This is a genomic window from Sphingomonas aurea (assembly GCF_030678875.1).
Lineage (GTDB): Bacteria > Pseudomonadota > Alphaproteobacteria > Sphingomonadales > Sphingomonadaceae > Sphingomonas > Sphingomonas aurea.
Genome location: NZ_JAUUDS010000001.1, coordinates 763,971 through 790,963, shown reverse-complemented (window position 1 = coordinate 790,963; position 26,993 = coordinate 763,971). Strand labels below are relative to the sequence as shown.

General features: G+C 66.2%; 34 protein-coding genes and 1 tRNA gene. 16 read left to right on the top strand and 19 right to left on the bottom strand.

What is annotated here, in order from left to right; all coding sequences use genetic code 11:
- Positions 1-47: 47 nt before the first annotated feature.
- The 9 genes from Q5H91_RS04085 to Q5H91_RS04045 form a co-directional block, all read right to left on the bottom strand.
- A complete protein-coding gene (locus Q5H91_RS04085; protein ID WP_305171936.1) occupies positions 48-680 on the bottom strand; it encodes a hypothetical protein in 633 nt (210 codons plus the stop codon).
- Between the two features lie 129 nt (positions 681-809).
- A complete protein-coding gene (locus Q5H91_RS04080) occupies positions 810-3,659 on the bottom strand; it encodes a phage/plasmid primase, P4 family (protein ID WP_305171935.1) in 2,850 nt (949 codons plus the stop codon).
- A gap of 91 nt (positions 3,660-3,750) precedes the next feature.
- A complete protein-coding gene (gene ssb / locus Q5H91_RS04075; protein WP_305171934.1) occupies positions 3,751-4,218 on the bottom strand; it encodes a single-stranded DNA-binding protein in 468 nt (155 codons plus the stop codon).
- Positions 4,218-4,475 (bottom strand): DUF2312 domain-containing protein, encoded by a 258-nt coding sequence (locus Q5H91_RS04070; protein WP_305172387.1) that lies wholly within the window; start codon positions 4,473-4,475, stop codon positions 4,218-4,220. Before Q5H91_RS04070 ends, ssb begins: the two co-directional genes overlap by 1 nt.
- A 227-nt stretch (positions 4,476-4,702) precedes the next feature.
- Positions 4,703-5,068, bottom strand: coding sequence for a hypothetical protein (locus Q5H91_RS04065; RefSeq protein ID WP_305171933.1), 366 nt, complete (start codon positions 5,066-5,068; stop codon positions 4,703-4,705).
- 11 nt (positions 5,069-5,079) lie between these two features.
- The gene (gene dnaN / locus Q5H91_RS04060) at positions 5,080-6,198 is read right to left on the bottom strand and encodes a DNA polymerase III subunit beta (protein WP_305171932.1); all 1,119 of its coding nucleotides are present in this window, start codon (positions 6,196-6,198) and stop codon (positions 5,080-5,082) included.
- On the bottom strand, positions 6,195-6,749 hold the full coding sequence (locus Q5H91_RS04055; protein WP_305171931.1) for a hypothetical protein: 555 nt from the start codon (positions 6,747-6,749) through the stop codon (positions 6,195-6,197). Before Q5H91_RS04055 ends, dnaN begins: the two co-directional genes overlap by 4 nt.
- A 115-nt stretch (positions 6,750-6,864) precedes the next feature.
- Positions 6,865-7,146 (bottom strand): hypothetical protein, encoded by a 282-nt coding sequence (locus Q5H91_RS04050; protein ID WP_305171930.1) that lies wholly within the window; start codon positions 7,144-7,146, stop codon positions 6,865-6,867.
- Positions 7,143-7,625, bottom strand: coding sequence for a hypothetical protein (locus tag Q5H91_RS04045; RefSeq protein WP_305171929.1), 483 nt, complete (start codon positions 7,623-7,625; stop codon positions 7,143-7,145). Before Q5H91_RS04045 ends, Q5H91_RS04050 begins: the two co-directional genes overlap by 4 nt.
- A gap of 187 nt (positions 7,626-7,812) precedes the next feature.
- Between Q5H91_RS04045 and Q5H91_RS04040 the strand changes: the two genes are divergently transcribed.
- Positions 7,813-8,103: a hypothetical protein gene (locus Q5H91_RS04040; protein ID WP_305171928.1), complete on the top strand. Its 291-nt coding sequence runs from the start codon at positions 7,813-7,815 to the stop codon at positions 8,101-8,103.
- Between the two features lie 14 nt (positions 8,104-8,117).
- On the opposite strand, the gene Q5H91_RS16515 is transcribed toward Q5H91_RS04040, so the two are convergent.
- Complete coding sequence (locus Q5H91_RS16515; protein ID WP_370655234.1) at positions 8,118-8,324, bottom strand: carph-isopro domain-containing protein; 207 nt, start codon at positions 8,322-8,324, stop codon at positions 8,118-8,120.
- A gap of 112 nt (positions 8,325-8,436) precedes the next feature.
- On the opposite strand from Q5H91_RS16515, the gene Q5H91_RS04035 reads away from it, so the two are divergent.
- From Q5H91_RS04035 to Q5H91_RS03990, 10 genes are all read left to right on the top strand, one after another.
- Complete coding sequence (locus tag Q5H91_RS04035) at positions 8,437-9,051, top strand: LexA family protein (RefSeq protein WP_305171927.1); 615 nt, start codon at positions 8,437-8,439, stop codon at positions 9,049-9,051.
- 331 nt (positions 9,052-9,382) lie between these two features.
- Complete coding sequence (locus Q5H91_RS04030) at positions 9,383-9,613, top strand: hypothetical protein (RefSeq protein WP_305171926.1); 231 nt, start codon at positions 9,383-9,385, stop codon at positions 9,611-9,613.
- A gap of 116 nt (positions 9,614-9,729) precedes the next feature.
- Positions 9,730-10,212 (top strand): hypothetical protein, encoded by a 483-nt coding sequence (locus Q5H91_RS04025; RefSeq protein WP_305171925.1) that lies wholly within the window; start codon positions 9,730-9,732, stop codon positions 10,210-10,212.
- The gene (locus tag Q5H91_RS04020) at positions 10,209-10,667 is read left to right on the top strand and encodes a hypothetical protein (RefSeq protein ID WP_305171924.1); all 459 of its coding nucleotides are present in this window, start codon (positions 10,209-10,211) and stop codon (positions 10,665-10,667) included. Before Q5H91_RS04025 ends, Q5H91_RS04020 begins: the two co-directional genes overlap by 4 nt.
- A complete protein-coding gene (locus Q5H91_RS04015; protein ID WP_305171923.1) occupies positions 10,664-11,029 on the top strand; it encodes a hypothetical protein in 366 nt (121 codons plus the stop codon). The genes Q5H91_RS04020 and Q5H91_RS04015 overlap by 4 nt, the downstream gene beginning before the upstream one ends.
- Positions 11,026-11,295 (top strand): hypothetical protein, encoded by a 270-nt coding sequence (locus tag Q5H91_RS04010; protein ID WP_305171922.1) that lies wholly within the window; start codon positions 11,026-11,028, stop codon positions 11,293-11,295. The genes Q5H91_RS04015 and Q5H91_RS04010 overlap by 4 nt, the downstream gene beginning before the upstream one ends.
- A gap of 32 nt (positions 11,296-11,327) precedes the next feature.
- On the top strand, positions 11,328-11,948 hold the full coding sequence (locus tag Q5H91_RS04005; RefSeq protein WP_305171921.1) for an HNH endonuclease: 621 nt from the start codon (positions 11,328-11,330) through the stop codon (positions 11,946-11,948).
- Positions 11,945-12,427, top strand: coding sequence for a hypothetical protein (locus tag Q5H91_RS04000; protein WP_305171920.1), 483 nt, complete (start codon positions 11,945-11,947; stop codon positions 12,425-12,427). The genes Q5H91_RS04005 and Q5H91_RS04000 overlap by 4 nt, the downstream gene beginning before the upstream one ends.
- The gene (locus Q5H91_RS03995; RefSeq protein ID WP_305171919.1) at positions 12,424-12,609 is read left to right on the top strand and encodes a hypothetical protein; all 186 of its coding nucleotides are present in this window, start codon (positions 12,424-12,426) and stop codon (positions 12,607-12,609) included. Before Q5H91_RS04000 ends, Q5H91_RS03995 begins: the two co-directional genes overlap by 4 nt.
- Positions 12,606-13,670, top strand: a complete 1,065-nt coding sequence (locus Q5H91_RS03990; RefSeq protein WP_305171918.1) for a tyrosine-type recombinase/integrase — start codon at positions 12,606-12,608, stop codon at positions 13,668-13,670. Before Q5H91_RS03995 ends, Q5H91_RS03990 begins: the two co-directional genes overlap by 4 nt.
- Positions 13,671-13,753: 83 nt before the next feature.
- Here Q5H91_RS03990 and Q5H91_RS03985 read toward each other — a convergent pair.
- The 3 genes from Q5H91_RS03985 to Q5H91_RS03975 form a co-directional block, all read right to left on the bottom strand.
- Positions 13,754-13,829, bottom strand: a tRNA-Ile gene (locus Q5H91_RS03985).
- Between the two features lie 106 nt (positions 13,830-13,935).
- Positions 13,936-14,202 (bottom strand): hypothetical protein, encoded by a 267-nt coding sequence (locus tag Q5H91_RS03980; protein ID WP_305171916.1) that lies wholly within the window; start codon positions 14,200-14,202, stop codon positions 13,936-13,938.
- Between the two features lie 144 nt (positions 14,203-14,346).
- Positions 14,347-15,783, bottom strand: a complete 1,437-nt coding sequence (locus Q5H91_RS03975; RefSeq protein WP_305171915.1) for a M28 family peptidase — start codon at positions 15,781-15,783, stop codon at positions 14,347-14,349.
- Positions 15,784-15,954: 171 nt separating this feature from the next.
- On the opposite strand from Q5H91_RS03975, the gene ettA reads away from it, so the two are divergent.
- Complete coding sequence (gene ettA, locus Q5H91_RS03970) at positions 15,955-17,634, top strand: energy-dependent translational throttle protein EttA (RefSeq protein WP_305172386.1); 1,680 nt, start codon at positions 15,955-15,957, stop codon at positions 17,632-17,634.
- Positions 17,635-17,653: 19 nt separating this feature from the next.
- On the opposite strand, the gene Q5H91_RS03965 is transcribed toward ettA, so the two are convergent.
- From Q5H91_RS03965 to Q5H91_RS03945, 5 genes are read right to left on the bottom strand one after another with little or no spacing between them, the layout of a single operon-like run.
- Positions 17,654-18,214: a Uma2 family endonuclease gene (locus tag Q5H91_RS03965; protein WP_305171914.1), complete on the bottom strand. Its 561-nt coding sequence runs from the start codon at positions 18,212-18,214 to the stop codon at positions 17,654-17,656.
- Positions 18,215-18,251: 37 nt separating this feature from the next.
- Positions 18,252-19,088: an NYN domain-containing protein gene (locus tag Q5H91_RS03960; protein WP_305171912.1), complete on the bottom strand. Its 837-nt coding sequence runs from the start codon at positions 19,086-19,088 to the stop codon at positions 18,252-18,254.
- 48 nt (positions 19,089-19,136) lie between these two features.
- Positions 19,137-19,307, bottom strand: coding sequence for a hypothetical protein (locus Q5H91_RS03955; RefSeq protein ID WP_305171911.1), 171 nt, complete (start codon positions 19,305-19,307; stop codon positions 19,137-19,139).
- 47 nt (positions 19,308-19,354) lie between these two features.
- Entirely contained in the window at positions 19,355-19,840 is a 486-nt protein-coding gene (locus Q5H91_RS03950; RefSeq protein ID WP_305171910.1) for a GreA/GreB family elongation factor, read from the bottom strand.
- A complete protein-coding gene (locus tag Q5H91_RS03945; RefSeq protein ID WP_305171909.1) occupies positions 19,840-21,909 on the bottom strand; it encodes a lytic transglycosylase domain-containing protein in 2,070 nt (689 codons plus the stop codon). Before Q5H91_RS03945 ends, Q5H91_RS03950 begins: the two co-directional genes overlap by 1 nt.
- 77 nt (positions 21,910-21,986) lie before the next feature.
- On the opposite strand from Q5H91_RS03945, the gene dapA reads away from it, so the two are divergent.
- Positions 21,987-22,871 carry a 4-hydroxy-tetrahydrodipicolinate synthase gene (gene dapA / locus Q5H91_RS03940; protein WP_305171908.1) on the top strand — a complete coding sequence of 295 codons (885 nt, stop codon included), beginning with the start codon at positions 21,987-21,989 and terminating at the stop codon, positions 22,869-22,871.
- Between the two features lie 18 nt (positions 22,872-22,889).
- Here the strand turns inward: dapA and Q5H91_RS03935 are convergent, their stop codons facing one another.
- Positions 22,890-23,600 (bottom strand): SIMPL domain-containing protein, encoded by a 711-nt coding sequence (locus tag Q5H91_RS03935; protein ID WP_305171907.1) that lies wholly within the window; start codon positions 23,598-23,600, stop codon positions 22,890-22,892.
- A 159-nt stretch (positions 23,601-23,759) separates the two neighbouring features.
- Here Q5H91_RS03935 and smpB point away from each other — a divergent pair, with 159 nt between their 5' ends.
- Genes smpB through Q5H91_RS03920 form a run of 3 tightly spaced genes read left to right on the top strand, consistent with a single transcriptional unit; the run spans position 23,760 to position 26,948 of the window.
- Positions 23,760-24,242: an SsrA-binding protein SmpB gene (smpB, locus tag Q5H91_RS03930; protein ID WP_305171906.1), complete on the top strand. Its 483-nt coding sequence runs from the start codon at positions 23,760-23,762 to the stop codon at positions 24,240-24,242.
- On the top strand, positions 24,242-24,829 hold the full coding sequence (locus Q5H91_RS03925) for a DUF2062 domain-containing protein (protein WP_305171905.1): 588 nt from the start codon (positions 24,242-24,244) through the stop codon (positions 24,827-24,829). The genes smpB and Q5H91_RS03925 overlap by 1 nt, the downstream gene beginning before the upstream one ends.
- A gap of 58 nt (positions 24,830-24,887) precedes the next feature.
- On the top strand, positions 24,888-26,948 hold the full coding sequence (locus Q5H91_RS03920) for a M13 family metallopeptidase (protein WP_305171904.1): 2,061 nt from the start codon (positions 24,888-24,890) through the stop codon (positions 26,946-26,948).
- The last annotated feature ends 45 nt before the right edge of the window (positions 26,949-26,993 follow it).

Here is a 26,993-nt window from a genome sequence, read left to right as displayed (position 1 = left end):
CCCCGAAAATGGGCGCAGGCGAACACCCATTATTTCGCGAGACGCAACTAGATAGTTTGACGAATGCGGCATCCGCTGTTTTCTGCCGCGCAGATGGCGTGAATGGCGCGTCCGTACTGCATGCGCAGACCGTCCGCACCACGCGTGCGGCCCATCGGCCGGAGCAGCTGACGCCACGACACCTCGCGGCGCCCGCGCGCCAGCGTGGTGATCACCAACCCGACGAGACGACGATCCTCGCATGACAAGGCCGACGCCCAGCCGAACGCCTCCTCCATGTCGGCGATCTCGGCCCGCGTCTGCGATGCCGGACGCAGCGCGACGTCGGAGCTGGTGCCATCACCGCCGCGCGCGTCATAGTCGCCCTTATCCTTCTCGCGCAGGATCTCGGGCCAGGCCGAGCGGATGCGCTGCCACCCGCGCTCCCGGTCGGGATGGCGCCAGCAGGTGATCATCGCCTCAACGAGCCGCTCCTGCACCATGTCGAAGGTCAGGAAACCCGGCGGAAGGACGCCTCCTTCCAACGGAGAGGCCGTCACCATCGCCGCTCCTTCCACATCGCCGCGCCCGCCATTTTCATAAGCCATTGTCGTTGCCGCCTTTTTTGATTGTCGGTGTTGGTCAGAGAGAGGAATGGAAGGATTGGAAGGATAATTCAGGGTGTTTTCGTGTGCGCGCATGCGCGCACATGCGCACATCACGGCGGGAGGTCACAAATTCATTCCACCCCTTCCAAGCCCGCAGAAATCAGCCATTTCCGTCCTTCCAATCGTCTTTCCACCCGGAAGCCGATGTCCTTCCAAAACGCGTTAGATCGGATCGTCGTCGCCCCATGACGGCCCCGGATCGCCATCCTGATACGCTTCGCCGGCCGTGCCGCTGTCCGCGTAATCCTCGACCGTCTTGGTCATCTCGATGTCGAGCCAGTGGATGCCGTTCGACGTCTTCTTCTCGAACCCGCGGTCTTCCATCGCCTTGGAGAAGCCCTGCGTCTGCCACTCGGCCGAGCCTGTCGCCTTCGACCATGCGGTGAACAGCGCGAACAGCACCGACGACTTCGACCGCGCACCGGCGACAGGCCGCGTACATTCGTCGAGAAAGCGCCCGAGCTGATCCGACTGCTCGCGGTACTTCGCCGTCGCGGCGATCACGCTCTCCGGCTCGGTCAGCCCGTTCTCGCGCCAGTCGAGCAGACCCTCGATCAGCCGGTTCAGGATGCCCGAAGCCTCCGTCTTCAGCTTGTCGGGCAGGCTCTTGTCGACGTCCTCTCGTGCGATCTGGACATCCCAGGGCACCAGCATGACGCGGCGCCAGATACCGTCGTCATGGCCGGTGATCTTCGGCTTGTGGTTGCCCGAGATCGTGACCTTGAATGAGGGTAGGAACGAGAAGAAGCCCTTGTTCAGGAACCGCGCGTCGATCAGCTCGCCGCCCGTGATCAGCTTGATCAGCGCCTCTGCGAGCTTCGCGCCCTTCTCCGGCTCGGAGGTGCGCAGGAACCGGATGCCGGGCAGGCGGGCGAGGTCCGGAGTGGCCTCGCCACCCTTGCGCCCGCGCCCCTGGTCGAGGAACGTCTCGATTGCGACCGAGCCGCCATAATCGCCTGCGACATGGCTCCACGCGTCGACCAGCGTCGACTTGCCGTTGCGGCCCTTGCCGTGAAAGAACGCCAGCTTCTGCTCGCTGATGTCGCCGGTCAGGCTCAGGCCGCCCCACTGGTGCAGGAACCGGCGCATCTTGTCGTCAGGCTGCACGACGGCGAGGAACGCGTCGTAGACGGCGCTGTTCGCCTTGGGATCGAACACGACACCCGCGACCTTGCTGATGAGGTCGGATGGCCGATGCGGATCGAGACGCAGGCCCCAACGGTCGCCCATGCTGATCTCCTTCAGCACGCCCTCGACCATCGTCCAGCGCTTGCCCTTTTGCGTGAGGCGCAGCGTGCCGTTGAGGACGTTGATCGCCATCCGGTCGGCGTCCATCGCGTCGGCGCGGATCGCGACATCATCGAACGATTTGACGATGCCGGCGATGCAGCTGAGTCGCTGGGCGCCCTCGCTGGACTTCGCATGGTCGCGCAACGTGTCGCTGTAATAGACCGCGACCTTGTTATCGCCCGACCCCTTCCAGCGCACGATGAAGTCCAGCGTGCTGGCCCGTTCGTCATCGGTGGCATCGTCGGCCAGATCCTCGCGCCGGCCACTCGCCTCGACGAGGTCCGCCTCATTGCCGATCGCGCGGACCGTATCGAACACGGCGAGGCTGACCTTGCCGGGGATCTTGTCCTTTTCCTCAGACAGCAGTTCCCAGCGCCGGCCGTCCCAGACGAACCAGCCGAGTTCGTTGCAGAAGCGGAAGCGCCAGGCATGCCGTATCCGGAAGCGCTCGCCGTTGCCGAGGTCCGTCGTGCGGCAGACCGCGCACTTGCGATCGAGGGCATCGTTCCTTGGCGGTGCGATGCGGTCCCCAGACCCCTCAGCAGATGCCACGGGCGACGATGCTTCCGAATGGAAGGACGTTTGCTCGCCATCATCATCATGGGGTGCGGGGTAGCCGTCGTTCCGCTCGTCGGCATAGGCGTCCGGCGGAGGCATCGGCGGGGCGTCGTCGAAGGAGGATGCGGAGCGGCCGCTATCGCGCCCGCGCGCCGTGCGCGCGCCTACGGCGCTGAGGTCGCGGGGCTTGGCGTTGGCGAAGCCGTTGTGGATCGCCTTCAACGCGCCGGGCAGATCGTCATTCTGCGGCATCGCCCGCACCACGGCCTCCAGGCTGGCCCGCACGACCCCCTCGTGCAGCGCGCCGGCGAGGACGAAGCCGCCCAGCTTCATCGCGGCGTGGTAGATGCCCGCATTGCGCCCGCCATAGCGGCCACCGCCGATCGGCGTCGCCTCCAGGTCGCGCAGCTCCTCGTCCAGGGCGCGCAGGGCGTAGCGCCGATGCGCGTCGTCCAGGTCGACGGGAAACGCCTGCCGGTCCATGCCGGGCGAAGCGGCCGGCGGAGGCGACGCCGTGGGCCGGGTGCGGGTGCGCAGCGCCTCGACCAGCGCGGCCGGCATCTCCGCGACCGCCGCCTCGCTGTCGCCGCGCAGCCAACGGTATGAGCCCGCCGCGTTCTTGCCGTCGCCCTCGCAGACGCTGGGCGGCAGGATCGTGTAGCCGCCCAGGCCGCGCACATCGACGTGGCGGGGCAGGCTGCCCTTGTTCCCGATTGGCTCGCCATCGGGCATCCGGTAATAGATATGGACGCCGCCAGAGGGCGTGCGCACTGCCAGCGACGTCGCGAGCGTGCAGCCGATCTGCGCCTCGGTATCCGCCTTCAGCTGATCCAGCGTCCATTCGACGACCGTCACCTCGCCGGTGGTCTCGTCGACCTGCTCCTCGCGCCGCGGATCGAAGTCGACGACGAGCATGTCGGCCCGGCCGACCGACACGCCAATCATCGCGCGCGGCCATTTGCGCCACCAAGCCCGGATCTGATCTTCGTCGGTCGTCGCCTTGGTGACGCCGCCAGTGCCCTTGATGTCCTTGCCCTGATCGTCCTTGTCGCAGGCGAGCAGCGGACGCTTGTTCCGCGGACTGCACGGGAAGACCGGCCAGCCGCGGCGCGCGTAATCGAGCGCCGCCTCCAGCAGAGACGACGATGTGGTGGTGACGGTCACGAAAGCCCCCGATCAGATCAGGGCAGGCATCGATCAGGCGGCCTGCCAGCGCGTGCGGGATGCCGCGGCAGCGCCGCGACGGGGTACGGGGTCAGAACGGCACGTCGTCGTCCAGATCATCCGCAAAGCCGCCGCCCTGCGTCCCGGAGCTGCCGCCCGATCCGGGCTGATCCTGGTATCCCGTATAGTCGTGACGCCCCGGATCGCTCTCGCGCTTGTCGAGCAGCACCAGCACGCTGTTGAACGGCCCCAGCACGACTTCGGTCGAATAACGGTCGGTGCCGGCCTGATCCTGCCATTTGCGCGTGCGCAGCTGGCCCTCGACATAGACCTTGGAGCCCTTGCGTAGGTACTGCTTGGCGACCTTGCACAGGCCCTCGTTCATGACCGCGATCGAGTGCCACTCGGTGCGCTCCTTGCGCTCGCCGGTCGTACGGTCTTTCCAGCTCTCGCCGGTCGCGATCCTGAAGTTGACGACCTCGCCGCCATTCTGGAAGCTGCGCGCTTCCGGGTCCCGGCCAAGGTTGCCGATCAGAATGACTTTGTTGACGCTGCTCATTACATCATCCCCAATGCGATCATGTACGTTTCGAGGATGGCCTGATCGGACTGCCACTCCTCCCTTTTCTTTGCGCGGATGCTGATGATCGCCTTGATGGCTTTCGGATCATATCCGCGGCCTTTGGCCTCGGCGAAGACATCCTTGATATCGTCGGCGATGCCCTTCTTCTCTTCGGCCAGCCGCTCCACGCGCTCGATCAGCAGCCGTAGTTCTTCAGCTGCGACGTTGTGGCCCTCTTCACCGTGCCGGCGCAGCGGATCGGACAGCAGCTGCGGCGCCCGGTAGATCAGCACCCCGTCGACCTTCACGCCGCGCCAGCCGGTGCCGACGATCGCGGCCACCACCGACTTCTTCGATGGCTTGGCCGCGGTCAGATGAGCCGGCAGCGCCGCGATCGCGTCGTCGACGGTGATCTCGGTCCGGTCGGACAGGATCTCTGCCACCGCATGCGCAACGCCGGCCGAGAGGGTGCGCTCTGCCATCAGCTGCGCAGCGCCCGCATGATCGGTTCGATATCCACGCCATCGAATGCCCGCGCGATCAACGCCTCAGCTACGAAGGCCTCGCCGGCCTTTACGTGGCGCAGCGCATCGGCGAGGAGATGGACGTCGACGGCAGTCGGTGCAGTGTAGTCGGTGCGCTCCTCCAGCTCCTCGCGCAAAGCGCGGGTCGCTGCATGCTCTACCAACTCATCAGACAGGAATTGAACCGGCACCGTCATCTCGACGTTGCGCGACGTCGCGACGATATCGGCAGCTTGCGTGCCTGTGATGACGCTGGCATCCACGAGCTGGCTGACGAGATCGTGCGCCCAGACCTTTCCGTCGACATCCTTGCTGTACGGCATAGCTCTCTCCCTCAGATCCGCATCGGCATAACGACGCCGATCAAGTCCGGATCTTTGTCGCTGGTGAAGCGCAGCGGCGACGCTGGGCCGCTGGTGTTGATCGTCACGCGGGCCTTCTCCGCAAACGCCCCGACCACCGACCGGAAATAGGCCGCGTTCACACCGAACTCGATCGGAGCGCCGTCAAGATCGCCGTCCAGCGGTTCGCTCGCCGTCGTGCCCATCTGATCGCGTGAGCGAACGAGGTGGCCGTCTGCGCCGCCCAGGTCGAACGCGACGCTGCGAACCTTGAACTTGTCGCCCTCTGCGTTGATCACTGCGGTTACAGCGGCAACCGGCTCAACCAGTGCGTCGCGCACGGTCGTGAGGCTATGCGCGCCCTGCGGCGGGATAACCCGCGAATAGTCCGGGAAGGTGCCATCGACGACGTTGGTGATGATGCGCGTCGCTCCGACGGTGAACGTCATCGCCTTGGCCGTGACCTCCACGGCTACGCTGCCCTCGAACTTGGCCAGCAGCTTGCGCAAATGACTGGTCGCCGATGCTGGAACGATCGTGTCCGGCATGCCCGCAGCGCCTTCGGGCAGCGGCACCTCGACACTGATCAGCCGGTGCCCATCCGTCGCCGCCGCCTTCAGCTTGTCTGCTGCGACATGCAGGAAGCTGCCGATGAGATAGTAGCGTGTTTCATCGCGCGACTGGGCGAAGTGGGTCGTATCCAGAATGCGTGACAGCGACGCAGCCGGGATGCTGAATGCCTTCGCGTTCGTCAGCGGCTCGCGCTTCGGAAAATCTGCTGCCGGCAGAGTCTGAAGCGTGCGCTGCCCGCGGCCCTGGCGCAAGACGAGCCCGCTCTTCCCGGTGTTGGGCGTGAGCGTCAGCTTGCCGGGCTTGAACGACGATGCCGCCGCCAGCAGCTTCTGCGCATCCACGGTCGTGCTCAGCTCGCCGCTCGCCTCGATCGTCGAAGCCGCCTGCATGTCGAGATCGGCGCCCGTGATGGTGAACTGCCCCCCGCTCACGTCCAGCAGCAGGTTCGCGAGGATCGGTATGGTGCAGCGACCGGCGACCACGTCGATCACCGACCGAACCCCAGCGACCAGCGCGTCGCGGTCGACCTCGACCGTCATGCCATGGCTCCCGTGCGCTGTCCCGTGGCGACGATCGTCACTCGCCGCTTGGACTGCGACCCCGGCGCTGTGATCTGGATCAGCCCGGCCTGCCGCAACGCCGCCAGCCCTTCGCCGACCTGATCGATCGTCATGGCCGCGCGCTGCGCCAGCACCCTGTCGGTCGGGCAGGGGCGGCCATAGTGCGCCGCCCGCTGCAACACCGGCAGCAGCGCATCGGTCAGTGCCGTGTCGGCCTCGACCAGCCGCGCGGTCAGCGTCGCCCGCTCCGGCTGGGGTGCGGGCCGGGGCCGGGCAGTCCGGATCGCCAGATAGTTGAAGATCGTCGGGTTCTCGCGGTCGCGCGGGCAGTGCAGGAACACCAGCCCGCTATCCTGAAGCGCGCGCATCCGCGCCGCGCCCTTCGACGCGACCGGCAGCGAACAGCGTGAGGCGTAGACGAAGCGGTCGCCGGGCTTGGCCGTCGCCAGCCAGGCGTCGACCCGCTCCGCCGACGCGACCACGCCCGGCGCTTCGTCCATCGCATGGACGGCGGGGAGGGTGGCCATCATGCCGCCCCTCCTAGGTCACCCGGCGAGGCGGGGTTCGCGGGGGGCTGAGAACGCCCCGCCTCGCCGGCACGCGTGGGTAACAGGGAGGAAACCCCGCGCGTGATCTCGAATGTCGTCATGCCGCCTCCGCCAGCGGCGCGGCGTCGGCTTCGTCGAACCAGCCGCGCACCGGAGGCTGGCTGAAATGCCGCGCGCGAATGTCGCAGTGCCGCTGCAGGCTGGTGCCGACGATGATCCCCGGCACCACGTCGCCCTCGACGATGCGGCAGAGAATCACGTCGCTCACCATCAGCCTCTCCGCCGCGCGGGCGACGTCGCCGCCATGGCGGCCCATGATCCAGCGAACGAGCAGGCGCGCGCCCTCAGACGGGGCTTTCGCCCGCAGGTGCAGCTTCATCGTCCCTCTCCCTTGATCGCGCGCGCCAATGCGCGCAGTCCAACCGCGACGCGGATCACGTCGTCGGCCTCCTTCTCCAGCCGCGCGGCATCCACCGTGCAGAACTTGCCGTCCTTCAGGCCCTCGCAGACCGCGTTGGTGGCGTCGCTGAACTCGACCGACAGTTGCCCGACCGCCCCCAGCAGATCGCCTGCGCCCGCCGGCACTGTGGGCAGCGCGACGAAGGCACCGTCCGCCAGGGTGGCCAGCTGGCAGGTGACCAGCGGCCTGCCGGTCAGGCGTTCCAGATCGTGGACGACATCGATCGGCGCGAAGAAGTCGACGTCTGCTGCGGTCAGCGAGGCGTAGCGGGCCAGCGCCGACTTGCCGACGCGGCAGAACCCAGCCGCCGCCTCGACGCCGCCCGCGAGCGCTAGCAGCTCGCCGAATTTGATCTTGAGCATGCGGCCTTTGACCGCGTCGGGTGCAATCACAGACATGCGCCGCCCTTCCGGTGGGAAATGTTGCGCGAAGCTCCCGGTGACGATGAGCGATGAGATGCCGTAGCTTCACTGCCATGATGGAGCCTGATCATGCCACGCAACTCCAGCTGCGGAGGCAGCGCCTTGACAGCGCCGAACCCGCCGCCATCGTCGTGTCTGCAAACATCGACGAAAAGCGGGATCTATGGACGCGCAGACGGCGACTGAAATCACGAAAATGCGAGCGGAGATTAAAGCGCTGCGGGGCAAAATGGAGATACTTTTGGCACGTCAGTTTGCAGATGAACTGTTGCTCAAAGCGATTGCCGCTCACGTCGCAGACAAGGGCGGCATTCGCGTGCCGCTGCTCAAAGGGCTTCGCGATGGGGCTCGCGATTTCAGTCGCGCAGAACCGACCAGCGAGCTGCATCAACGAGCTGCGGCGAGGCTGCGAGACTTGGCGGATGAGATGGAGCAAAGGCTGCGGCCAACCTGAGCTCATGATCTGCCTCATGCTGTCGCCCTCGTGGTAATCGGTCGCGCATTGCGGGTGGGTACGGCAGACGGATCAAGGGCAGACCCCAACCTTTCGGCAACTCGAACGAGCTCGGGGACACGCCAAGCAGGGACATACCCGGCTCGCTTCCAGCTATGCACGGTTGTGAGCGGCAAGCCGCATTCGTTCGCTACGGCAGTGACCCCGCCGAGAGCATCCATGATGTCGGAGACCGTTCGCATGGGATTGTGCTACGCAAATCGTAGCTTGCTTGCAAGCGCAAATACGATGTCCGTAGACGACACGGCGCTGCGAAAGGCGTCATGTCATCGCATGGTAACCCATGACGAACTTTTGCAGGCGTTGCGAGCTTGGATCGCTGAAGGTCGGGGGCGGCCCGTCGACATCGCTCGCGAGCTAGGTCTCCCTTCATCCCGCGTGAGCGAGATGCTCAATGGGCGTCGAAAGATTCAGCAACGAGAAATGCCGATCTTGGCCAGGATGCTGGGGTTGGATGCCAGCCCAACGTCCAACGTGCGCAAGATTAAGCGCATCGGCCAGGTGCCGGCTGGCGAACTTCGGCAGGCACTAGCCGAGACGACTGATTCAGTTGAGGTTAGCTCTGAGCTTCCAAGCGGCGTATTCGCGCTGGAGGTCGACGGGGAAAGCATGAACCTCGTTGCGCCGTTTGGCGCAGACGTAATCGTCGATCCGAATGATAAGCATCTGTTCGCCGGCGATTTTTACGTGCTGTCTGATCGGCAAGGTGCATTTACATTCAAGCTGTTCGCTCAAGATCCTGCTCGCCTTGTGCCACTTTCGGACGATCCAGCACATGCGGTGATCACTCTCGGCGCAGAGCCGATCGATATCGTTGGCAGGGTGGTATCCGTCCAACTCGGCGCGGGCACGCTGCGCCGCTTGGGTCGACAGATTACCGAGCGCTAAGCGGCAACGACCGTCACGATAGGAAGCCATACGAAGGTGGCGCCAGCATCGAGATAGAAACGGCCGTCACCATCGAACCGCCCCAGCTTGAGGCGCAGTGCGTCGCTTTGTGCTTCATCCAGGTTATCGCGGATCGGCCCTCGCGGCTCTCCGAAGAACTGTAGCTGGCATCCGCGACGCATTCGACACTCCGAATCCAAATTGCTCTTTATGAGAACAGAAATAGAACAGAGGCGCAATCCCGATCGCGCTAACGAGCAAAGCTACGAAAAGCGTATTGACTAAGAAGCTACGATAAGCGTAGTTTATCCTCCTGCCGCACCCCGCGGCGATGGAGGCCGCTGTGCAGCACTGGAAGCCCGACCTGCCCGTAGCGGCGCAGGACACCCCACCACCCTCACAGATGATGGCGCCCGAGCAGAGCGCCTTCTGGATCGCGTTCTGCGACCGCATGCGCGCTCGTGACGACGCAATCGGCTGGGCCTGCGTCGCCGCGGGTGGAGGCCTGCTCTTCTACATGACGGCCGGCCTGCTGATCGCTTGGATGATGGGGCGGATATGAAGCACGCTCCTGCGCTACCGACATACTGGCTGATCGGTACCGACGAGTTCGGCGCGCCGATCTTCCATGCCTCGCCGACGGCTGACACGGGGCAAGATCACGGAGCGGTTCGCTACGTGCGCGCTGATCCTGACGGTGACGCGCCGGCCATAATCCGCGAAAGCACGAACGCGTACGCCGAGCGCCGCGCGGTCGAGATTGCCGACAAGGTGGTGCCTGCCTATCGGGCGAAGGGCGCCCGCTACTCCTGCACAGGGCAGGTCGCGCGCTGCTGGCAAACTGCATACGACGGCGCGCTTGCCGTCCTGCCGCCGCCTGCATCTATGCTGTTCGGCATCCATGTCGTCGAGAACAGCGACGGCGCCTTCGTTGCCAGCTTCGCGACCAAAATGCTCGCCGACTTCTTCGTCGACGAGGGCGGCGGTTGCTACCGGCACCGCGCATGCCCCGCCGACACGCCCCGCGCGCCGCGCGTAGGTGCTACCGAGCGGATCGTTTGCGACGACATCACTTGCGACGGCGATCCATGCACCGCCACCAGTCCCACATTACCGGCAATCCCGGCACCGGCGGGCGGGATTGCGGAGGGTGGGCGATGATCTTCACGCCTGATGAGCCGCGCCGCATCATCACCGGTGGTAGGGCGCCGGACAACGATGCTCCGTTCCCCCTCAACCCGCGAACCGGGCGACCGCTCCAACTCGATCGGTGGGAGTTCGATATTGTTCGGCGCGAAATCATCAACGCACCCGAAACGGCGGACTTCATGGCCGGAGTTCCGCTGGAAGCCGCTCACCAGCGCGAACGCTGGGGCAGCAACCATGATGCCGGCAAGACGCCGTTCGATTGGTTCTGGCTGATCGGCTATCTGGCGCAGAAGGCGGCTGATGCGGCTACGCGAGGCGACCTGACGAAGGCTCAGCATCACACGATCAGCACAGCTGCGGCGCTCGCCAACTGGCATGCAGCGCTGACCGGCGCGGATACGTCAATGCGGCCCGGTATCGCGCCTCCCTCCACCGCAACCGCTCTTGATCGGGAGAAGGGGGCATGACCCCCGCCGACTATCAGGCGCTGTTCGCCCGCGTCCACGCCAACGTCTTACGCGCCGCCTTCGAGGCCGGCGATCTCCACGACTGGCAGACGGTGGTGGCGCTCGCCGAGCGCGCGGTGATCGGGGAGGGCGACCAGCCCGGCCCCGGCTGGGTCCGCAACACCCTGCTCGCCGCGGGCGTGCGCCTGCCGCTGGCGGTCGCCGGCGACGGCGACATCGAGGACGCGGCCGGCGAGCCGGTGATCCAGATCGATCCGAACCGCGAGCGCCGGGACGACAAGGTCGCGATCATCGCCGCCGTCGTCGCGCTCGCCATCAACACCTGTGGCGGCCACGCGCCGCGCGTGGAGCATCAGCCATGAAGAACAAGCTGGCCGACCTGAACAACCATCTCTTCGCGCAGCTGGAGCGGCTCGGCGAGGAGGATCTGACCGACGAGCAGATCGAGAAGGAAGCGAAGCGCGCCGAGGCGATCGTGTCGGTCGCCGATCAGATCGTGCGAAACGCTGATCTCCAGCTGAAGGCAGCCTCGTTGCTCGCCCAGCATGGCTATCACTTCGCGCCTCATCTGGCGTCAATCGCTCCCGAGGCTGAGCGCAAGACGATTACGCATGGGGGCGGTCAGTGAAGGGGCGTCCCATCCCTTACTCCGCTGCCGAGATGGCGTGGCTGGAGGCACACCGCGACATGGTGATCGGCGACTACCACCGGGCCTTCGTGACAGCCTTTCATCGTACCGATATTGCCGCCAAGCACCTCCACAGCCTGCGCAACCGGCGGGGGTGGCTTACTGGCCGCACCGGCCGATTCGAGAAGGGCCAGGTGCCTGCCAACAAGGGAACACGGTGCAAGCCCGGCAAGGGCGGCCTGCACCCAAATGCCCAGCGCACGCAATTCCGGAAGGGCGGTCGGACCGGCAAAGCTGCGCTCAACTACAAGCCCATCGGCACCGAGCGCGTCAGCAAGGATGGGTATCGCGAGCGGAAGGTACATGACGGACTACCGATGCGCTCCCGGTGGCAGCTGGTGCAGCGGCTGGAATGGGAGGCTGTCAACGGTCCGGTGCCCGCAGGCTACGCATTGAAGTGCCTCGACGGCGATCGTCTGAATACGAACCCTGGCAACTGGGAGGCGCTGCCTCGCGGTGTGCTGGCACGGCTGAACGGCGGGCGCTTCCGACGGACGCTGCCGTATGACGAAGCGTCGCCTGAGGTGAAGCCGACAGTCATGGCGGTCGCCAAGCTCAAGCATCGCACCGCAGAGCGTCAGCGTTCGGCATGATCCCGCGCCTCGCCACCTATTACGACCGCGATTACTGCGCCGCGGGCGCCGTGCACCTGCTGCGCGAGCGCGAGGCGAAGTACCCCGCGCTGATCGCCGCCGGCAAGCTGCCGGCCGAGACTGGCGCGCTCGGCCAGGACCGCGCCCGTGCCTTGGTCGCCCAGTGGTGCTGGGCGATGGACCTACACGGACCGATCTATCCGCCGTGGGACGAGGGTAGGGGCGTGCATGGCTTCGGCGCCTACGAGTTCGAGCTGGCCGAGGAGATGACCGCTGCCGCCGCGCGGGGCCGGGCCATCGCCGATCGCGACCCGACCAGCTGGGCCAAACGCGAAATCGCCGACCTGTGTGACGCGCTCGCCTGGTGGCAGAGCCGCGACCCCGGCACGTACAGCTGCCGGATCGTCCGGGAAACAGTAGCGGCGCGGCGGTGTGCCGCAGCGGCCACGGCCAGCGAGCGCGACAGGAAAGCCGCATGACTGCTCGCGCCCGCTTTACCCAGTCCGATGTTAGCCGGGCGATGAAGGCGGCCAGGGAGGCCGGCTACGATCATGTCCGGGTGGGTATTGACGTGCAAGGCAACATCGTCGTGGATGCAAGCAATGCGCCGATGATGAAAGCGCGAGAGAACCCGCTCGATAGGCTGCTGCTGAACCGATGAAGACGCGCTACCCCCACGTCACGCTCGATCCCGATCGGCATGGAAAGGTTCGCGCGCGGTTTCGAAAGAATGGCCGCAAGGTCTACATGAAGGCGCTGCCGGACCAGCCTGGTTTCGAAGCCGAGTACAAGGCCCTCATGAACGCGCAGCCGCGAGTCGCTGTGCTGCCGGCCGTGCCACGAAGCGTCTCCGACCTGTGCGCGCGCTTCTATCTCTCGGGCGACTTCGCCGGCCGCGGTAACGACGAAACGCGCGGGCGACGTCGCGGGCTGATCGAGGCATTCCGTGCCGAGTTCGGTGCGCAGCTCGTGGCCGATTTTCAGTTCGAGCACATCGAAGCGATCTTGATTGGCCGGACCGAGAAGCGGAAGCTGGACAGCGGTCGCTCGGTGGGCGGCGAGGTTGCCGCGCGGAATCTCCGGAAGGAGCTGCTGCGCCTATTCGCCTACGCGAGGAAGTTGAAGTGGATTGCCACCAACCCCGTTGAGGAAGCTGAGCGCATCGGTCGCGCACGTCTGACCGGCTTCCACCCTTGGACGGAAGCAGAGATCGCGCAGTACAAGGCTCGACACCCGCTCGGCACCCGCGCTCGGCTGGCGCTGGAGATCATGCTGTGGACTGGCCAACGGCGCGGTGACACCCGGCTATTCGGCCCGGCACACATCATCCGTGGGAAGATCAACTTCCGAGCTTCGAAGAACGGCGCCGACCTGTGGCTCCCGATCGCGCCCGACCTCCGCCGTGCAATAGACGCCATGCCGCACATCGGCCTGAAGAGCTTCCTCGTGACACAATCCGGTGTCCCGTTTTCCAAGGATGGCTTTGGCAACAAGGTGCGAGAATGGTGCAACGAGGCGGGACTGCCGCAGTGCACCGCCCACGGCCTCCGCAAGGCGATCGCGCGACGCATGGCGGAGAGCCAGGTCACGCAGCTGGGCATCAAGGCCGTCGGCGGTTGGAAGGGCGACAGCGAAGTCACACTCTACACCGCAGCGGCAGAGCAGGAGAGCCTCGCGTCAGTCGCAATGGGGCAGGCGATCGGTCGCTTCTCGGACAGCTAACCGCCAAATTGGCTAACCTTTCGAACAAGGTTAGCCATTTCTCGCAAAATAACAGTTTAATAACAATCACTTAGCCAAAAGCGTGGTGGGCCCGGCAGGACTCGAACCCGCAACCTAGCCGTTATGAGCGGCCAGCTCTAACCATTGAGCTACAGGCCCACGCGGGCGCTGCCTAGCGCAGCGGCGAGCAAAGAAAAAGGGCGCTCCCGACTGGCGGGAGCGCCCTTTCACGCATGAAGCGCAACCGGGCCGAAGCCCGATCGGCTTACTTCATGTTGTCGACCTTCTCGTCGGCGGCGTCGCGGACGTTCGAGGCGGCGTCCTCGAGGTTGTCCGAGGCGTTCTCGAGCGCGGCCGAGGTCGAGGCGTTGGCGGTGTTGTCGGCCAGGTCCTCGAGGTTGTCGGCCTGCAGCTCCAGGTTGTCGGCCAGCATGTCGGCGTTGTTCTCGACAGCGGCGGCTTCCGGCGACTTCGAGCAGGCGGCAACCGACATCAGGCCGGCAGCGGCCGCAACGAGCAGAATCTTCTTCATCTGATGCTCCCAAGCATAGCAATTCGTTCGCGAGGCCGAGCGCCGACGCGAGGCTGCGTGCATACTCTACCGTTCCAATGGGTCAATCCGGAATTTAGGCGAAAAGGTGGCAGGTTCCATTGCGGCGCCACCGTTCGTCGCAAATCAGGGGCGGGGCGCCACGGCTGGTATCTCTTCCGGCGCATTGGCGACGACGTGGAGCATGGTCGTCCAGGCGGCGACATTCTGGCGCAGCTGGACCGGGTCGATCCGGTCCAGCGTGTCCTCCGGCGTATGATGCACGTCGAAATAGCGCAGGCCCGACTGGTTCAGCTCCAGCCCCGCGACACCGGTGGCGAGCACCGGCTCCACGTCGGTCCCGCCACCCGCGGTTGCGGTCCCCCGGACGATGCCCAGCGGCGCCAGGCCAACAGCCAGCCGGTCGCCGATCGCCGTGGCGGCACCGGTGAAGTTCGTCTCGAAGCGCCAGATTCGATCCGCACCGAAATCGCTCTCGGTGGCGATCGCGTGGCGCTCCCCGGCATGGGCGGCGGCATAGGCCCGGCCTCCAAAGCCGCCAATCTCCTCGTCGCCGAACCAGACGACCCGGATCGTGCGGCGCGGGCGACCGGCGTCCATCACCAGTTTCGCCGCGGCAGTGGTGATGCCAAGGCCGGACGCGTCGTCGATCGCACCGGTGCCGAGATCCCAGCTGTCGAGATGTCCGCCGATCAGGACGATGCCCGCGTCGCGGTCGGTGCCCGGGACCTCCGCCACCACGTTGCCCGACTGACGCGGACCGGTGAAGCGCGGCGTCACGATCAGCTTCAGCGTGATCGGCTTGCCGAGCTGCATCAGCCGCTCCAGGTTCTCGGCATCGGCGACGGACAGGGCGGCGGCAGGGATCGGTGTCACGCCGTCGTCGAAATTGGTGTTGCCGGCATGTGGTCCGCGGCCATGATCGGTGCCGATCGAGCGGATCACGATTGCCGCGGCGCCCTTTCGGGCCGCCACGTTGGGCCCGGTGAAGCGCGCCACGCCGGAGCTGCCATAGCTCGACCCGTCCTGGGTCGGCTCCATGGCATTGGAGACGAACGCGATCTTGCCGCGCAGGCTGCTCTCGGGCGCGAGCAGCAGGTCGTTCATGCTGGCGAACCAGACCACGGGTGCCACCAGCCCGGCTGTCGGGGTCGCGCCCGAATTGCCGAGCGCGGTGAGGCGGAGCGGCTGTGCGTGCTCGCCCAGTACCTCGGCCGTCTCGCTCCCGCGCTCCCACACCTGCGGCAGGGTATAGGGTTCGATGCGGACGTTGCGGAAACCGAGCGCCTTCAGCCGGGTGACGGCCCAGTCACGGGCCGCGGCCTGCCGTGCCGAGCCGCCGGTCATGCGCGGCCCGATCTCGGTCGTCAGGTCGCGCGTGATCGTCCAGGCGACGTCGTCGCCCAGCGCCTTGTCGCGCAGCGTGGCCAGCTTCGGATCGACCTGGACGGGGAGTGGGGTGGCGCGCGGCCGCGTGATCGGCGGCGTCGTCGGACCGGTCGGCGCCTGGGCCAGGGCAGGAGCGGCGGTCGCGGCGAGCAGCAGCAGCGCGGATCGGAACATGGACTTCCCCCTTGGACGATGCACGACTGGGTAGGACCTTCGGGCGGCGGCGCACAAGCCCCGCCCGGCATCGCAATCGATCGCGGGCGGCCGCGTTGCCAATACGGGCGCGCATCGCTATCTCGCGGACAACGATTTCCCGTCATTCGAACCATGGAGCCCGGCACCGCGATGGCCGTCCAGTATACCTACGTCATGAAGGGCCTGACCAAGACCTTTCCCGGCGCCAACAAGCCCGTCCTCAACAACATCCACCTGCAGTTCATTCCGGGCGCGAAGATCGCGATCATCGGTCCCAACGGCGCGGGCAAGTCGACCCTGATGAAGGTCATGGCCGGCATCGATCCCGATTTTCAGGGCGAGGCGTGGGCGGCAGAGGGCGTGCGCGTCGGCTATCTGGCGCAGGAGCCGCGGCTCGACGAGAGCAAGGACGTGATGGGCAACGTCAAGGACGGCGTGCGCCCCGTTGCGGACCTGGTCGACCGGTTCAACGCGATCTCGGCCGAGATGGGCGATCCCAAGGACGATACCGACTTCGACGCGCTGATGGAGGAGATGGGCGACCTTCAGGCCAAGATCGACGCGGTCGACGGCTGGTCGCTCGACAGCCAGCTGGAACAGGCGATGGAGGCGCTGCGCTGCCCGCCGGGCGATGCCGACGTGACCCGTCTGTCGGGCGGCGAGAAGCGCCGCGTGGCGCTCTGCAAGCTGCTGCTCGAAAAGCCCGACATCCTGCTGCTCGACGAGCCGACCAACCATCTCGACGCGGAGAGCGTGTCATGGCTGGAGAATTACCTGAAAGAATATGCGGGTAACGTCATCCTCGTCACCCACGATCGCTACTTCCTCGACAATGTCGTGAACTGGGTGCTCGAGCTCGATCGCGGTCGCTACTATACCTACGAGTCTAACTATTCCGGCTACCTCGAGAAGAAGGCCAAGCGGCTGGAGCAGGAGGAGCGAGAGGAGGCCGGCAAGCAGCGCGCGATCGCCGACGAGCTGGCGTGGATGCGCCAGACTCCCAAGGCGCGCCAGACCAAGTCGAAGGCCCGCATCCGCGCATTCGACGAACTGATGGCCAAGCAGGAGAGCCGCGTCGCCGGCAAGGCGCAGATCCTGATCCAACTGCCCGAGCGGCTGGGCGGGAAGGTCATCGAGGCGAAGGGCCTGACCAAGTCCTACGGCGACAAGCTGCTGTTCGAGAACCTCGACTTCATGCTGCCGCCGGGCGGCATCGTCGGCGTTATCGGGCCGAACGGCGCGGGCAAGTCAACCCTGTTCAAACTAATCACCGGCCAGGAACAGCCGGACGCCGGCACGATCGACGTCGGCTCGACCGTGAAGCTCGGTTATGTCGACCAGAGCCGCGATGACCTCGATCCCGACAAGAACGTCTGGCAGGAAATCTCCGACGAGCTGGAGGTCTTCCGCTTCGGCAAGCAGGAACTGGGCACGCGCGCCTATGTCGGCGCGTTCAACTTCCGCGGGCCGGACCAGCAGAAGAAGGTCGGTCAGCTGTCGGGCGGCGAGCGCAACCGCGTCCACATGGCCAAGATGTTGAAGGAAGGCGGCAACGTCCTGCTGCTCGACGAGCCGACCAACGACCTCGACGTGGAAACGTTACGCGCGCTGGAAGAGGCGCTGGAGACGTTCGCGGGTTGCGCGGTGGTCATCAGCCACGACCGCTTCTTCCTCGATCGCCTCTGCACCCACATCCTGGCGTTCGAGGGCGACAGCCATGTCGAGTGGTTCGAGGGCAATTACGAGAGCTACGAGGAAGACAAGCGCCGCCGCATGGGCGATGCCGCCGACCGCCCGACGCGGCTGGCATACAAGAAGCTGACGCGGTGAGATGCTGCGAGACTGCCGCCTAGAGAGCGGCGGTCTCGATGGTCAAGCCGGGCAGGGTGGCAGCTGCCATGTCAGCACCGAAGGCCACCGAATTGGTTTGGCGGTAGACACCCTCGCCAGGCGACCAGAACTGGTGGATTGTACGACTTTCGACGTCCACCACCCAATATTCCGGGATGGCCGCCTGCGCATAGCTCGACAGCTTACTGCCCAAATCGCGGTCAAGTGTGGACGATGCGACTTCGACAACTAGGGAAACTGATGTCGACGGGATGGGGCCAGCCCCTTTGGGTTCATCGGTGAGGACGATGTCGGGCAGCGGCATATCGTGGTGCGACAGCGCGACGCTGGCGGACATCACGTGGAGGTCGCTGCCCATCTTCTCGAGCATACGGCGGATGAGATAGCCAAGCTCGCCCACTGTCCACGCATGGGGACGATACTCGGCGTTCATGACGATGATGTCTCCGTCCAGCAATTCGGTACGATCCGTGCCGAAGACACCGGAATCGCCCAGCCGCAGGAAGTCCTTGACGGTTAGACGATATTTGCCGGGGATAAGGCGTTGCTGAACGGTCACGCCGAGGTGATACCACGCCGCCCAACCCCAGCCAACATCACCGCACCCGCTTGACGAACGAGCGCCCGCCCTCGCGAACCTCGGTCTGGAAATTCGGGACCGCGCCGATCAGGTCGGACAGGCGCTTGTAGCCATAGTTGCGGACGTCGAAGCTCGACCGGTTCGCCGCCAGCTGGCCCATCGCCGACAGGCTGACGAACCCCTTCTCGTCGCGTTTCGACGCGTCATAGGCGTCGATGAGCAACTGAAGCAGCTCGTTGTCGACCGGTGCCTTGGGCTTGGCCGGGCGCGACGCCGCGATCGAGGGGGGGAGCGAGTCGGCGATTGGTACGTCGGTTGCTACTGCGGCGGGGGCTGGCGTGTCCGCAACCTTGGCCGCCGTCGTCCTGCTGCGGCCACGGGCAGGTGTCGGCTTGTCCGCGGGCGGAGCATCGGCGGAGATGGCGGCCACGTCGATGAAGCGGGTGCAGGCGCGCCGGAACCCCTCCGGCGTGCGGCTGGTGCCGAAGCCGTACACGGGGATACCTTCCTGCCGGATACGCATTGCCAGCGGCATGAAATCCGAATCGGACGACATGATGCCGAACGCCTCGACCTTGCCACGGAACAGCAGGTCCATCGCGTCGATCGTCATCTTCATGTCGGTGGCGTTCTTGCCCTTGGTCAGGTCGAACTGCTGCTGCGGCTCGATGCCGTGGCGCACCGTCATCTCGCCCCAGCTCTTCAGCCCCGGCTTGGTCCAGTTGCCGTAGACGCGGCGGATGTTGACGGTGCCAAGCTCGGCCAACACCGTCAGCACCGGGTCCAGCGTCGCGGCGGAGGCGTTGTCGGCGTCGATCAGCAGCGCGACGTTGCGGGTGGGGGTGGTATCCATCACGTCGCTTGTGCGCAGCCCATCGCGGCGATGGCAATGGGGCTGCAGCTATTCGTCGGAGCAGCCCTCGGTGTCATCGACCTCGTCGGGTGTGTCGATCGCGACATAGACGTCGGTCATCAGTCCGGGCGCGATCCCGGCGGCAGCGTCGGCGTTGATGTTCTCGATCACCGCCCGTTGGATCGTGTCGCAGTCGGCATTGGGGTGCGGATCGGCCATGTCAGTCTCCTCGTACGGTACAACCGACGGGCGACCACCGCCGTTCCTCAACCGGCGGGATAGGCGATGCCCAGCACCTCATACTCGCGCTCGCCGGCAGGCAGTATGACGCGGCGCAGGTCGCCCGCCACGGCACCACGCAGCGCGCGGGCTAGCGGGGCATTCCAGCCGATCCGGCCCGCCCCGGCATCCGCCTCGTCGTCGCCGACCAAAGTCAGGGTGCGCTGGTTGTCGTCCTCGTCGGCGATCGTCACGCTGGCGCCGAACCAGGCGCGGCTGCGATCCTCCTGCCGGGCGGGATCGACGACCTTGGCCGCCTTCATCCGTTTAGACAGCCAGCCCAGCCGCCGGTCGATCTCGCGCAGGCGCTTGCGACCATAGATATAGTCGCCATTCTCGGACCGGTCGCCATTGCCTGCCGCCCAGGCGATCGTCTCGACCAGGGCGGGGCGTTCGGTGACGAACAGCTTGTCGTACTCGGTGCGGAGCGCTGAGTAGCCAGCGGGCGTGATATAGTTGGGACGATCGGTCATCAGCCCGGCCGGTTCTTGCCCAGGTACCAGCTGAGCCGCGCCTGACCCTGACTGCGCGAGCGGCCCGGGTTCATCAGGTCGTAGACCACGGCATTCTCCAGCACCCGCTGAACATAGTTGCGAGTCTCGCCGAACGGGATCGCCTCGACCCAGTCGACCATGTCGATCTGCCCGGTGCGCGGGTCGCCGAACTGGCGCAGCCACTTGTTCACATTGCCACCCCCGGCATTGTAGGCGGCGATCGTCAGCGGATAGCTGTTATAGTTGGCATAGACGCGGCTGAAATAGCTGGAGCCGAGTTGGATAGAGATGAACGGGTCGCTCGACAGCTGCTCGGGAGTGAAGGACAGTCCGATCTTGCCGCCCTGCTCGCGCGCAGTGGCGGGCATCAACTGCATCAGCCCGCGCGCGCCGGCGCTGCTCACCGCCGCGCGATCGAACTGGCTCTCCTGCCGCGCGATCGCGTGGATGATCGTCCAGTTGCTCTCGTAACCGGCGGGCACCGGTACGGTCGGGAAGCCGGCCGCGGAATAATCCGATAGGCCGTTCACCAGCGCGCTGCGCCCGACCATCACGGCCAGGTCGGGGCGACCGATCTGACGTGACAGCTCGGCGGCGAGCAGGTGGTCGCTCTCGGTCGATGCGTCGGCGGCGATCTGGCGGACGAAGGCGGTCTGGTCACGCCAGTCGCCGACATTGGCGAGGAAGCGCGCGGCCTGCACCGTCTCCCGCCCCGCAAACGCCATACGGTCGGCCGGGGTGACGGCGAGTGCCGGAACGGCGGGTGGCGCGACCAGCGGTCGCCCGGTCCGCTCGGCAGCGAGCTGGCCGTAATAGCTGTCGCGATAGGCCGCGGCCTGCCCGAAATAGTCCGCTGCCTCGGCCGGCTTGCCCGCCGCCTCGGCAGCGCGCCCCGCCCAGTAATATCCCTTGGCGCGGGTCTGTGGCGACTGGATCGCACGGGCGTAGCGATCGAACATCACCATCGCGTCCGCTGGTCGGTTCAGCTGCTTGAGCGCAGTCTGCCCCGCCAGCCATGCCAGCGAGGTATAATCGTCCCGCTCGCCATAGGGTTTCTTGGAGATGTCGGTGCCTGTTGGATAGGCGTCGTCAATCTGGCGGGCAATGTCATAGGCCAGCTGCCACTGATTGTCCGCCGCGGCACCGCGCGCGTTGACCAAGAGCACCTCGTACCACTTCTCGACATTGCCGGGCAGGGTGGCGAGCCTGCGCGGCTGGGCAAGATAGCTGCGCACCGACGGATCGAGCGAATTGCGCATCCAGGTCGCGCGATCGGCGATATAGCCGGGATCGTTCGCATAGAGCGCCTGCGTCGCCGCAGAAAGTTCGGCCGCGTTCGCCGCCTTGCTCCGGAAGGCGAGACGCGCCTCGAACACCGGGCGTCGCGACGGGCTGACCAGCGCCAGCTGGCGTGCCGCCCCGCCCAGATTGGCCTGCCACAACAGCGCGTCCATCCGCGCATCATGATCGGCGGCGGTCAACGCGCCGGGAAAGCCGGTCAGCACCGCGCTCTCGTCCGCAGTCGCCAGCGTGCCGCCGCGCCAGGCCGCACGCGCGGCGGCATTGGCGCCGGCAAGGTCGCCGGTCGCGAGCAGCGCGCGCGCCTGCGCGACGCGGCCGGCGTCGGTGGAAGGCGGATAGCGGCGGAAGAAGGCGGCGATGTTGCCGGGCGATCCGCTGCCCAGCCCCGCCTGCCGCTCCGCCGCACGGCGGTTGGCCGCCTCACCGGGCCAGCCGGGATGCTGGACGATGAAATTGGCATAGCTGTCGAACGGCAGCGCGTCCGTCTGCTGCAGCGCGCGCCACTGCGCGATGGCCGCGGCGATCGCGCCGCTGTTCGCCGGGGCAGGGGGCAGGAGGTTGGCCGGGCGGCCCTGCTGGACGGCGACGGGCGAAACTGGGGTGGGCGCCTGCGGCCGCCCGGCAAGCTGGGTCAGCCAGCCGTCGAGCGGCGCGGCCTCCTGTCCGGCGGGGGTTGCAGCATCGGGCAGGGCGGAGGTGCCGACCAGCATCGCCAGCAGCACCCCGGACTTCATCGGTGCGATCATGTGGACAGAATAGGGCATGGACCAGTATCTGTCCTGAACGAAATGCGGCGCATGACGCCAGAAGGATGCCTATCTTCATGTTTTCCGGTTCTATCCCTGCGCTGGTGACGCCGTTCGACGCGACCGGTGCGTTCGATGAGCGGGCCTTTCGCGACCTCGTCGAGTGGCAGATCGCCGAGGGATCGGCGGGTCTGGTTGCGTGCGGCACCACCGGAGAGGCGGCGACGCTGGACAAGCGCGAGCATTTCGAGGTGGTGCGGGTCTGCGTCGATCAGGCGCGGGGCCGGGTGCCGGTGATCGCCGGCGCCGGATCGAATGACACCAGCGTCGCCTCCGCCAATCTGCGTGCCGCCAGGGATGCGGGGGCGGATGCGGCGCTGATGGTGCCGCCCTATTACAATCGCCCCTCGCAAGAGGGCATCTTCCGCCATTTCGAGGCGTTGGCCGCGGACTCGCCGTTGCCGATCATCCTCTATAACGTGCCGGGCCGTACCGTAACCGATATCCAGCCGGCGACGGTGATCCGCATCGTCCGCGCCTTTCCGCAACTGTTCGTCGGGATCAAGGATGCCAGCGGCATACTGACCCGCGCCACGCAGCACCGGCTGGCACTGGGCGCGGACTTCGTGCAGCTTTCGGGCAATGACGAGACGGCGCTGCCGTTCAACGTACTGGGCGGGGTCGGCTGCATCTCGGTCACCGCCAATGTCGCGCCGCGCCTTTGCGCAGAGTTTCAGACGGCCTGTGCGCAGGCGCGCTGGGACGCGGCACTGGCGCTGCACGATCGCCTCTATGCGCTGCACGAGGCGATGTTCCTCGATGCCTCGCCGGGGCCGGTGAAGTACGCGATGACCAGGGTTCGCCCCGACTTCCCGCCGCATCTGCGCCTGCCGATGACGCCCGCGAACGAGGCGGCGCGGTCGGCGGCCGATGCGGCACTGACAGCGGCGGGGTTGGCCTGACACCCCCGAGATGAAGGCTTATCGCAGATAGAAGTCGATCGTCGTCACCACGCGCACCTTCTTGAACGGCGTGTCCGCCACGCCGTAGCCGGACTGTTCGCCGTCGCGCGCCTCGACCGAGAAATACCCCTGCGTCGCGCTCTTGATCCCGCCGACCTCGGTATCGCTGTCCTTGGCGAACTGTTCGGCGGCGGCGCGGGCGTCGCGGGTAGCGGCCGCGACCATCGGCGGCTTGATGTCGTTCAGCCGGGTGAAGCTGTAGCTGATCCCCGACCCCTCTTGCAGCACCACCCCCTCGCGCACGAGATCGAACTGGCGGGCAACGGCGCGGCGCGCGCGCGCGATGTCGGTGGTGCGAAGTTGTAACCGCTGGTTGATCGTCACCGTCTGGATACCGTTCACGAAGTTCTGCGACACCCCCGCCCCCGCCGGACTCAGCGCCTCGGGCGGGAAGCCGAGCGCGGTGAAGAAGCGGCGGATCGTGTCGGTGTCGCGCTCGATCTTGGTCTGCACCGTCGCCAGGCCGGTGCCCGCTTCCGAATAGTTGAGCGTCCACACCGCCAGGTCGGCGGTGACGTTACGCTCGGCCAGCCCACGCACCGTGACCGAACGATCGGCATGGTGCGCGCGCACCAGCCCGTTACCGAGCAGATAGCCGCCCGCTATCACGCCCACGGCCAGCACCGCCGCCGGCACGATCAGCCCACTACGCCGTATTATCTCGTTCATCACGCCCTCTCCGATCCTGGATCGATACCTGCAACGTCGTAGATGAACCGTGGCTTATCGTCGACGAACTGTTCAGACGAGCGCCCTGACCCGCTTTGTGACGGCTCCGGCGCGCGGATGCTTCCCAGCGGCCCTCGCGCCTCTTACATCGCGCGCAGCATGTCTCGTCCCAAACCCGCCACCTTCGACAAGAAGAAGATCGTCGCCGAGAACCGCAAGGCGCGGTTCGAATATACGATCGACACCGTCTATGAGGCGGGGATCGCCCTCACCGGAACCGAGGTGAAATCGCTGCGCTTCGGCGAAGGATCGATCGCCGAGAGCTATGCCGAGGTGCGTGATTCGCAGGTCTGGCTGGTCAACGCCAATGTGCCGGAATTCAGCCATGGCAACCGCTTCAATCACGAGGCCAAGCGCCCCCGTAAATTGCTCCTTCATGAGCGCGAGATAAACAAGCTCCACGGAGCCGTAGCGCGCGAGGGAATGACCCTGGTGCCGCTGTCGGTCTATTTTAATTCGCGGGGACGGGCGAAGGTGGAGCTGGCACTGGCCAAGGGCCGCAAGGATCATGACAAGCGCGCCGCCATCAAGGAGCGCGAATGGAAGCGCGAGGCCGGCCGCATCCTGCGCGAGCGGGGCTGATGGCGTCTGCGCCACCAACGCTGTGGCAGCGCTCGGTCGGCTGGTGTCGGCGCAACCTGCCGACGCGCGAGTCGATGGAGGCCAATCGCCTGCTCCGCCCGGTCGCGCACCGTGTGCTGGCGCCCGAGCTGTGGCGCTTCACCCGGCGATCGGTGCCGCGCGGGGTTGCACTGGGCATGGTCGCGGGGTTCCTGTTCCCGGTCGCGCAGATCGCGATCGCCGCCGTCTTCGCGCTGCCGTTTCGCGCCAACGTGCCGGTCGCGGCGCTCACCACCTTCATCACCAATCCGCTGACCACGCCGATCCTGTGGTTCGTGGCCTATCGCATCGGTGCCTGGCTGATCCGCACCGACGTGCCGATCGTCAGCCAGCCGGTGCAGGACGCCGCGACCGGCTGGCTGCAATGGGCAACGAGCTGGCTGCACTGGCTGTGGGACAAGGGTCCGGCGTTCGGACTGGGGCTTTTGGTGCTGACGGTCGCGGCTGCGGCACTCGGCTATGCATTGTCCGCGCTGGGCTGGCGATTGTGGATCGCGCGCAAGTGGCGGCATCGCCGACACGCGCTCCATGACGGTAAGGTCAATTGACGAGCCGTATTAGGGTGTTACATCAGCGCGCATCATAAAGTCTCTCAAGGGAAACATGATGTCGAAGCGCTTGCTCGCTGCCCTGCTGCTCACCTGTGCCACCACCGCCGCCGTCGCGCAGACGCAGGCACCCACCCAGTCGTCGACACCCGCCGCCGGCAAGCCCAAGTTGGGCGATTTCGGCGTCGACCTGACCGGCATGGACAAGTCGGTGAAGCCCGGCGACGATTTCTACCGCTTCGTCAACGGCGCGTGGCAGGACCGGACCCAGATCCCCGCCGACCGCGCCAGCTGGGGCGGCTTCGGCGTGCTCCGCGACCTGTCGGACCAGCGCACCCGCCAGCTGATCGAGGAAGCGGCGCGGGCGCAGAACGCACCCGGCAGCGTGCAGCAGAAGATCGGCACCACCTATGCCAGCTTCATGGACGACGCCGCGATCGAGAAGGCGGGCGCGACGCCGCTGAAGCCGTATCTGGCGCAGATCGATGCGGTCCGCACGCCCGCGCAGCTCGCGACGATCTTCGCGGAGTTCGGTCGTCGCGGTATCTCGACCCCGATCGGTGTCGGCGTCGAGCAGGACCTGAAGGACAACAGCCTCTACTCGGTCTATGCCGGACAGGGCGGCCTGGGGCTGCCGGACCGCGACTATTATCTGGTCGACAACCCCAAGTTCGCCGACATCCGGACCAAGTACATCGCCCATATCGCGACGATGCTGCGCCTCGCCGGCCGGCCGAACCCGGAAGCGGCGGCGCAGCGCATCTTCGATCTGGAGAAGCAGATCGCGCAGGTCCACTGGACCCGTGCCGAGCAGCGGCAGGTCGACAAGCTCTACAACCCGATCGCCGAGCGTGACCTGGGCAAGAAGATGCCCGGTTTCGACTGGGCGGCCTATCTGAAGGCGGCGGGCGTTGCCGGCCAGCCGCGCCTGATCGCGTCGCAGCCGTCTGCGCTGACCGGCACCGCGAAGATCATCGGTGCGACCCCGATGGCGACGTGGCGCGACTATCTCGCGTTCCACCAGATCAGCAACGCCGCGCCGCTGCTGTCGAAGCCGTTCGTCGATGCCAACTTCGCCTTCTATGGCACGGCGCTGAGCGACACGCCGCAGCTGAAGGACCGGTGGAAGCGCGGTGTCGACCTGGTCAACGGCAGCCTGGGCGAGGCGGTCGGCCAGGTCTATGTCCAGCGCTATTTCCCGCCCGAAGCCAAGGCCAAGGCTGACGAGCTGGTGAAGAACCTGATCGCTGCCTATGACAAGCGTCTCGCCAACCTTCAGTGGATGGCGCCGGAGACGAAGGTCAAGGCGCGCGCCAAGCTGGCGGCGTTCACCCCGAAGATCGGCTATCCGGACAAGTGGCGCGACTATTCGGCGTTGAAGGTCGTGCCCGGCGACGTGCTGGGCAATGCCGACCGTTCGGCGGAGTTCGAGTATAACCGGCAGCTCGCCAAGATCGGCAAGCCGGTCGACCGCAGCGAGTGGTTCATGACGCCGCAGACGGTCAATGCCTATGCCAACCCGCTGATGAACGAGATCGTGTTCCCGGCGGCGATCCTGCAGCCGCCCTTCTTCGATCCGAATGCCGACCCGGCGGTCAATTACGGCGCGATCGGGGCGGTGATCGGTCACGAGATCAGCCACCACTTCGACGACCAGGGCCGCAAATTCGATCCCAAGGGCAATCTGGTCGAATGGTGGACGCCGCAGGATGCCGAGCGCTTCAAGGGCTATACCGACCGCGTCGTCGCGCAATACGGCGCGTACGAGCCGATCCCGGGCATGCACGTCAACGGCGAGCTGACGCTGGGCGAGAACATGGCCGATCTGGCCGGCATCAACGTCGCCTATGACGCCTACAAGATCTCGCTGGACGGCAAGCCGGCGCCGGTGATCGACGGTTATACCGGCGACCAGCGCTTTTTCCTGGGCTTTGGCCAGGTCTGGCAGAACAAGGCGCGCGAGGCGGCGATCCGGCAGCAGCTGACCACCGATCCGCATACGCCGGGCAACTGGCGTCCGTACGTCGTGCGCAACGTCGACGCGTGGTACGACGCATTCGGGGTGAAGCCGGGCGACAAATTCTATCTGGCGCCCGCGGATCGCATCAAGGTCTGGTAAGCGGGAAGGGGGCGTCGCCGGGACGCGGTCGCCCCTTTTCCTGTC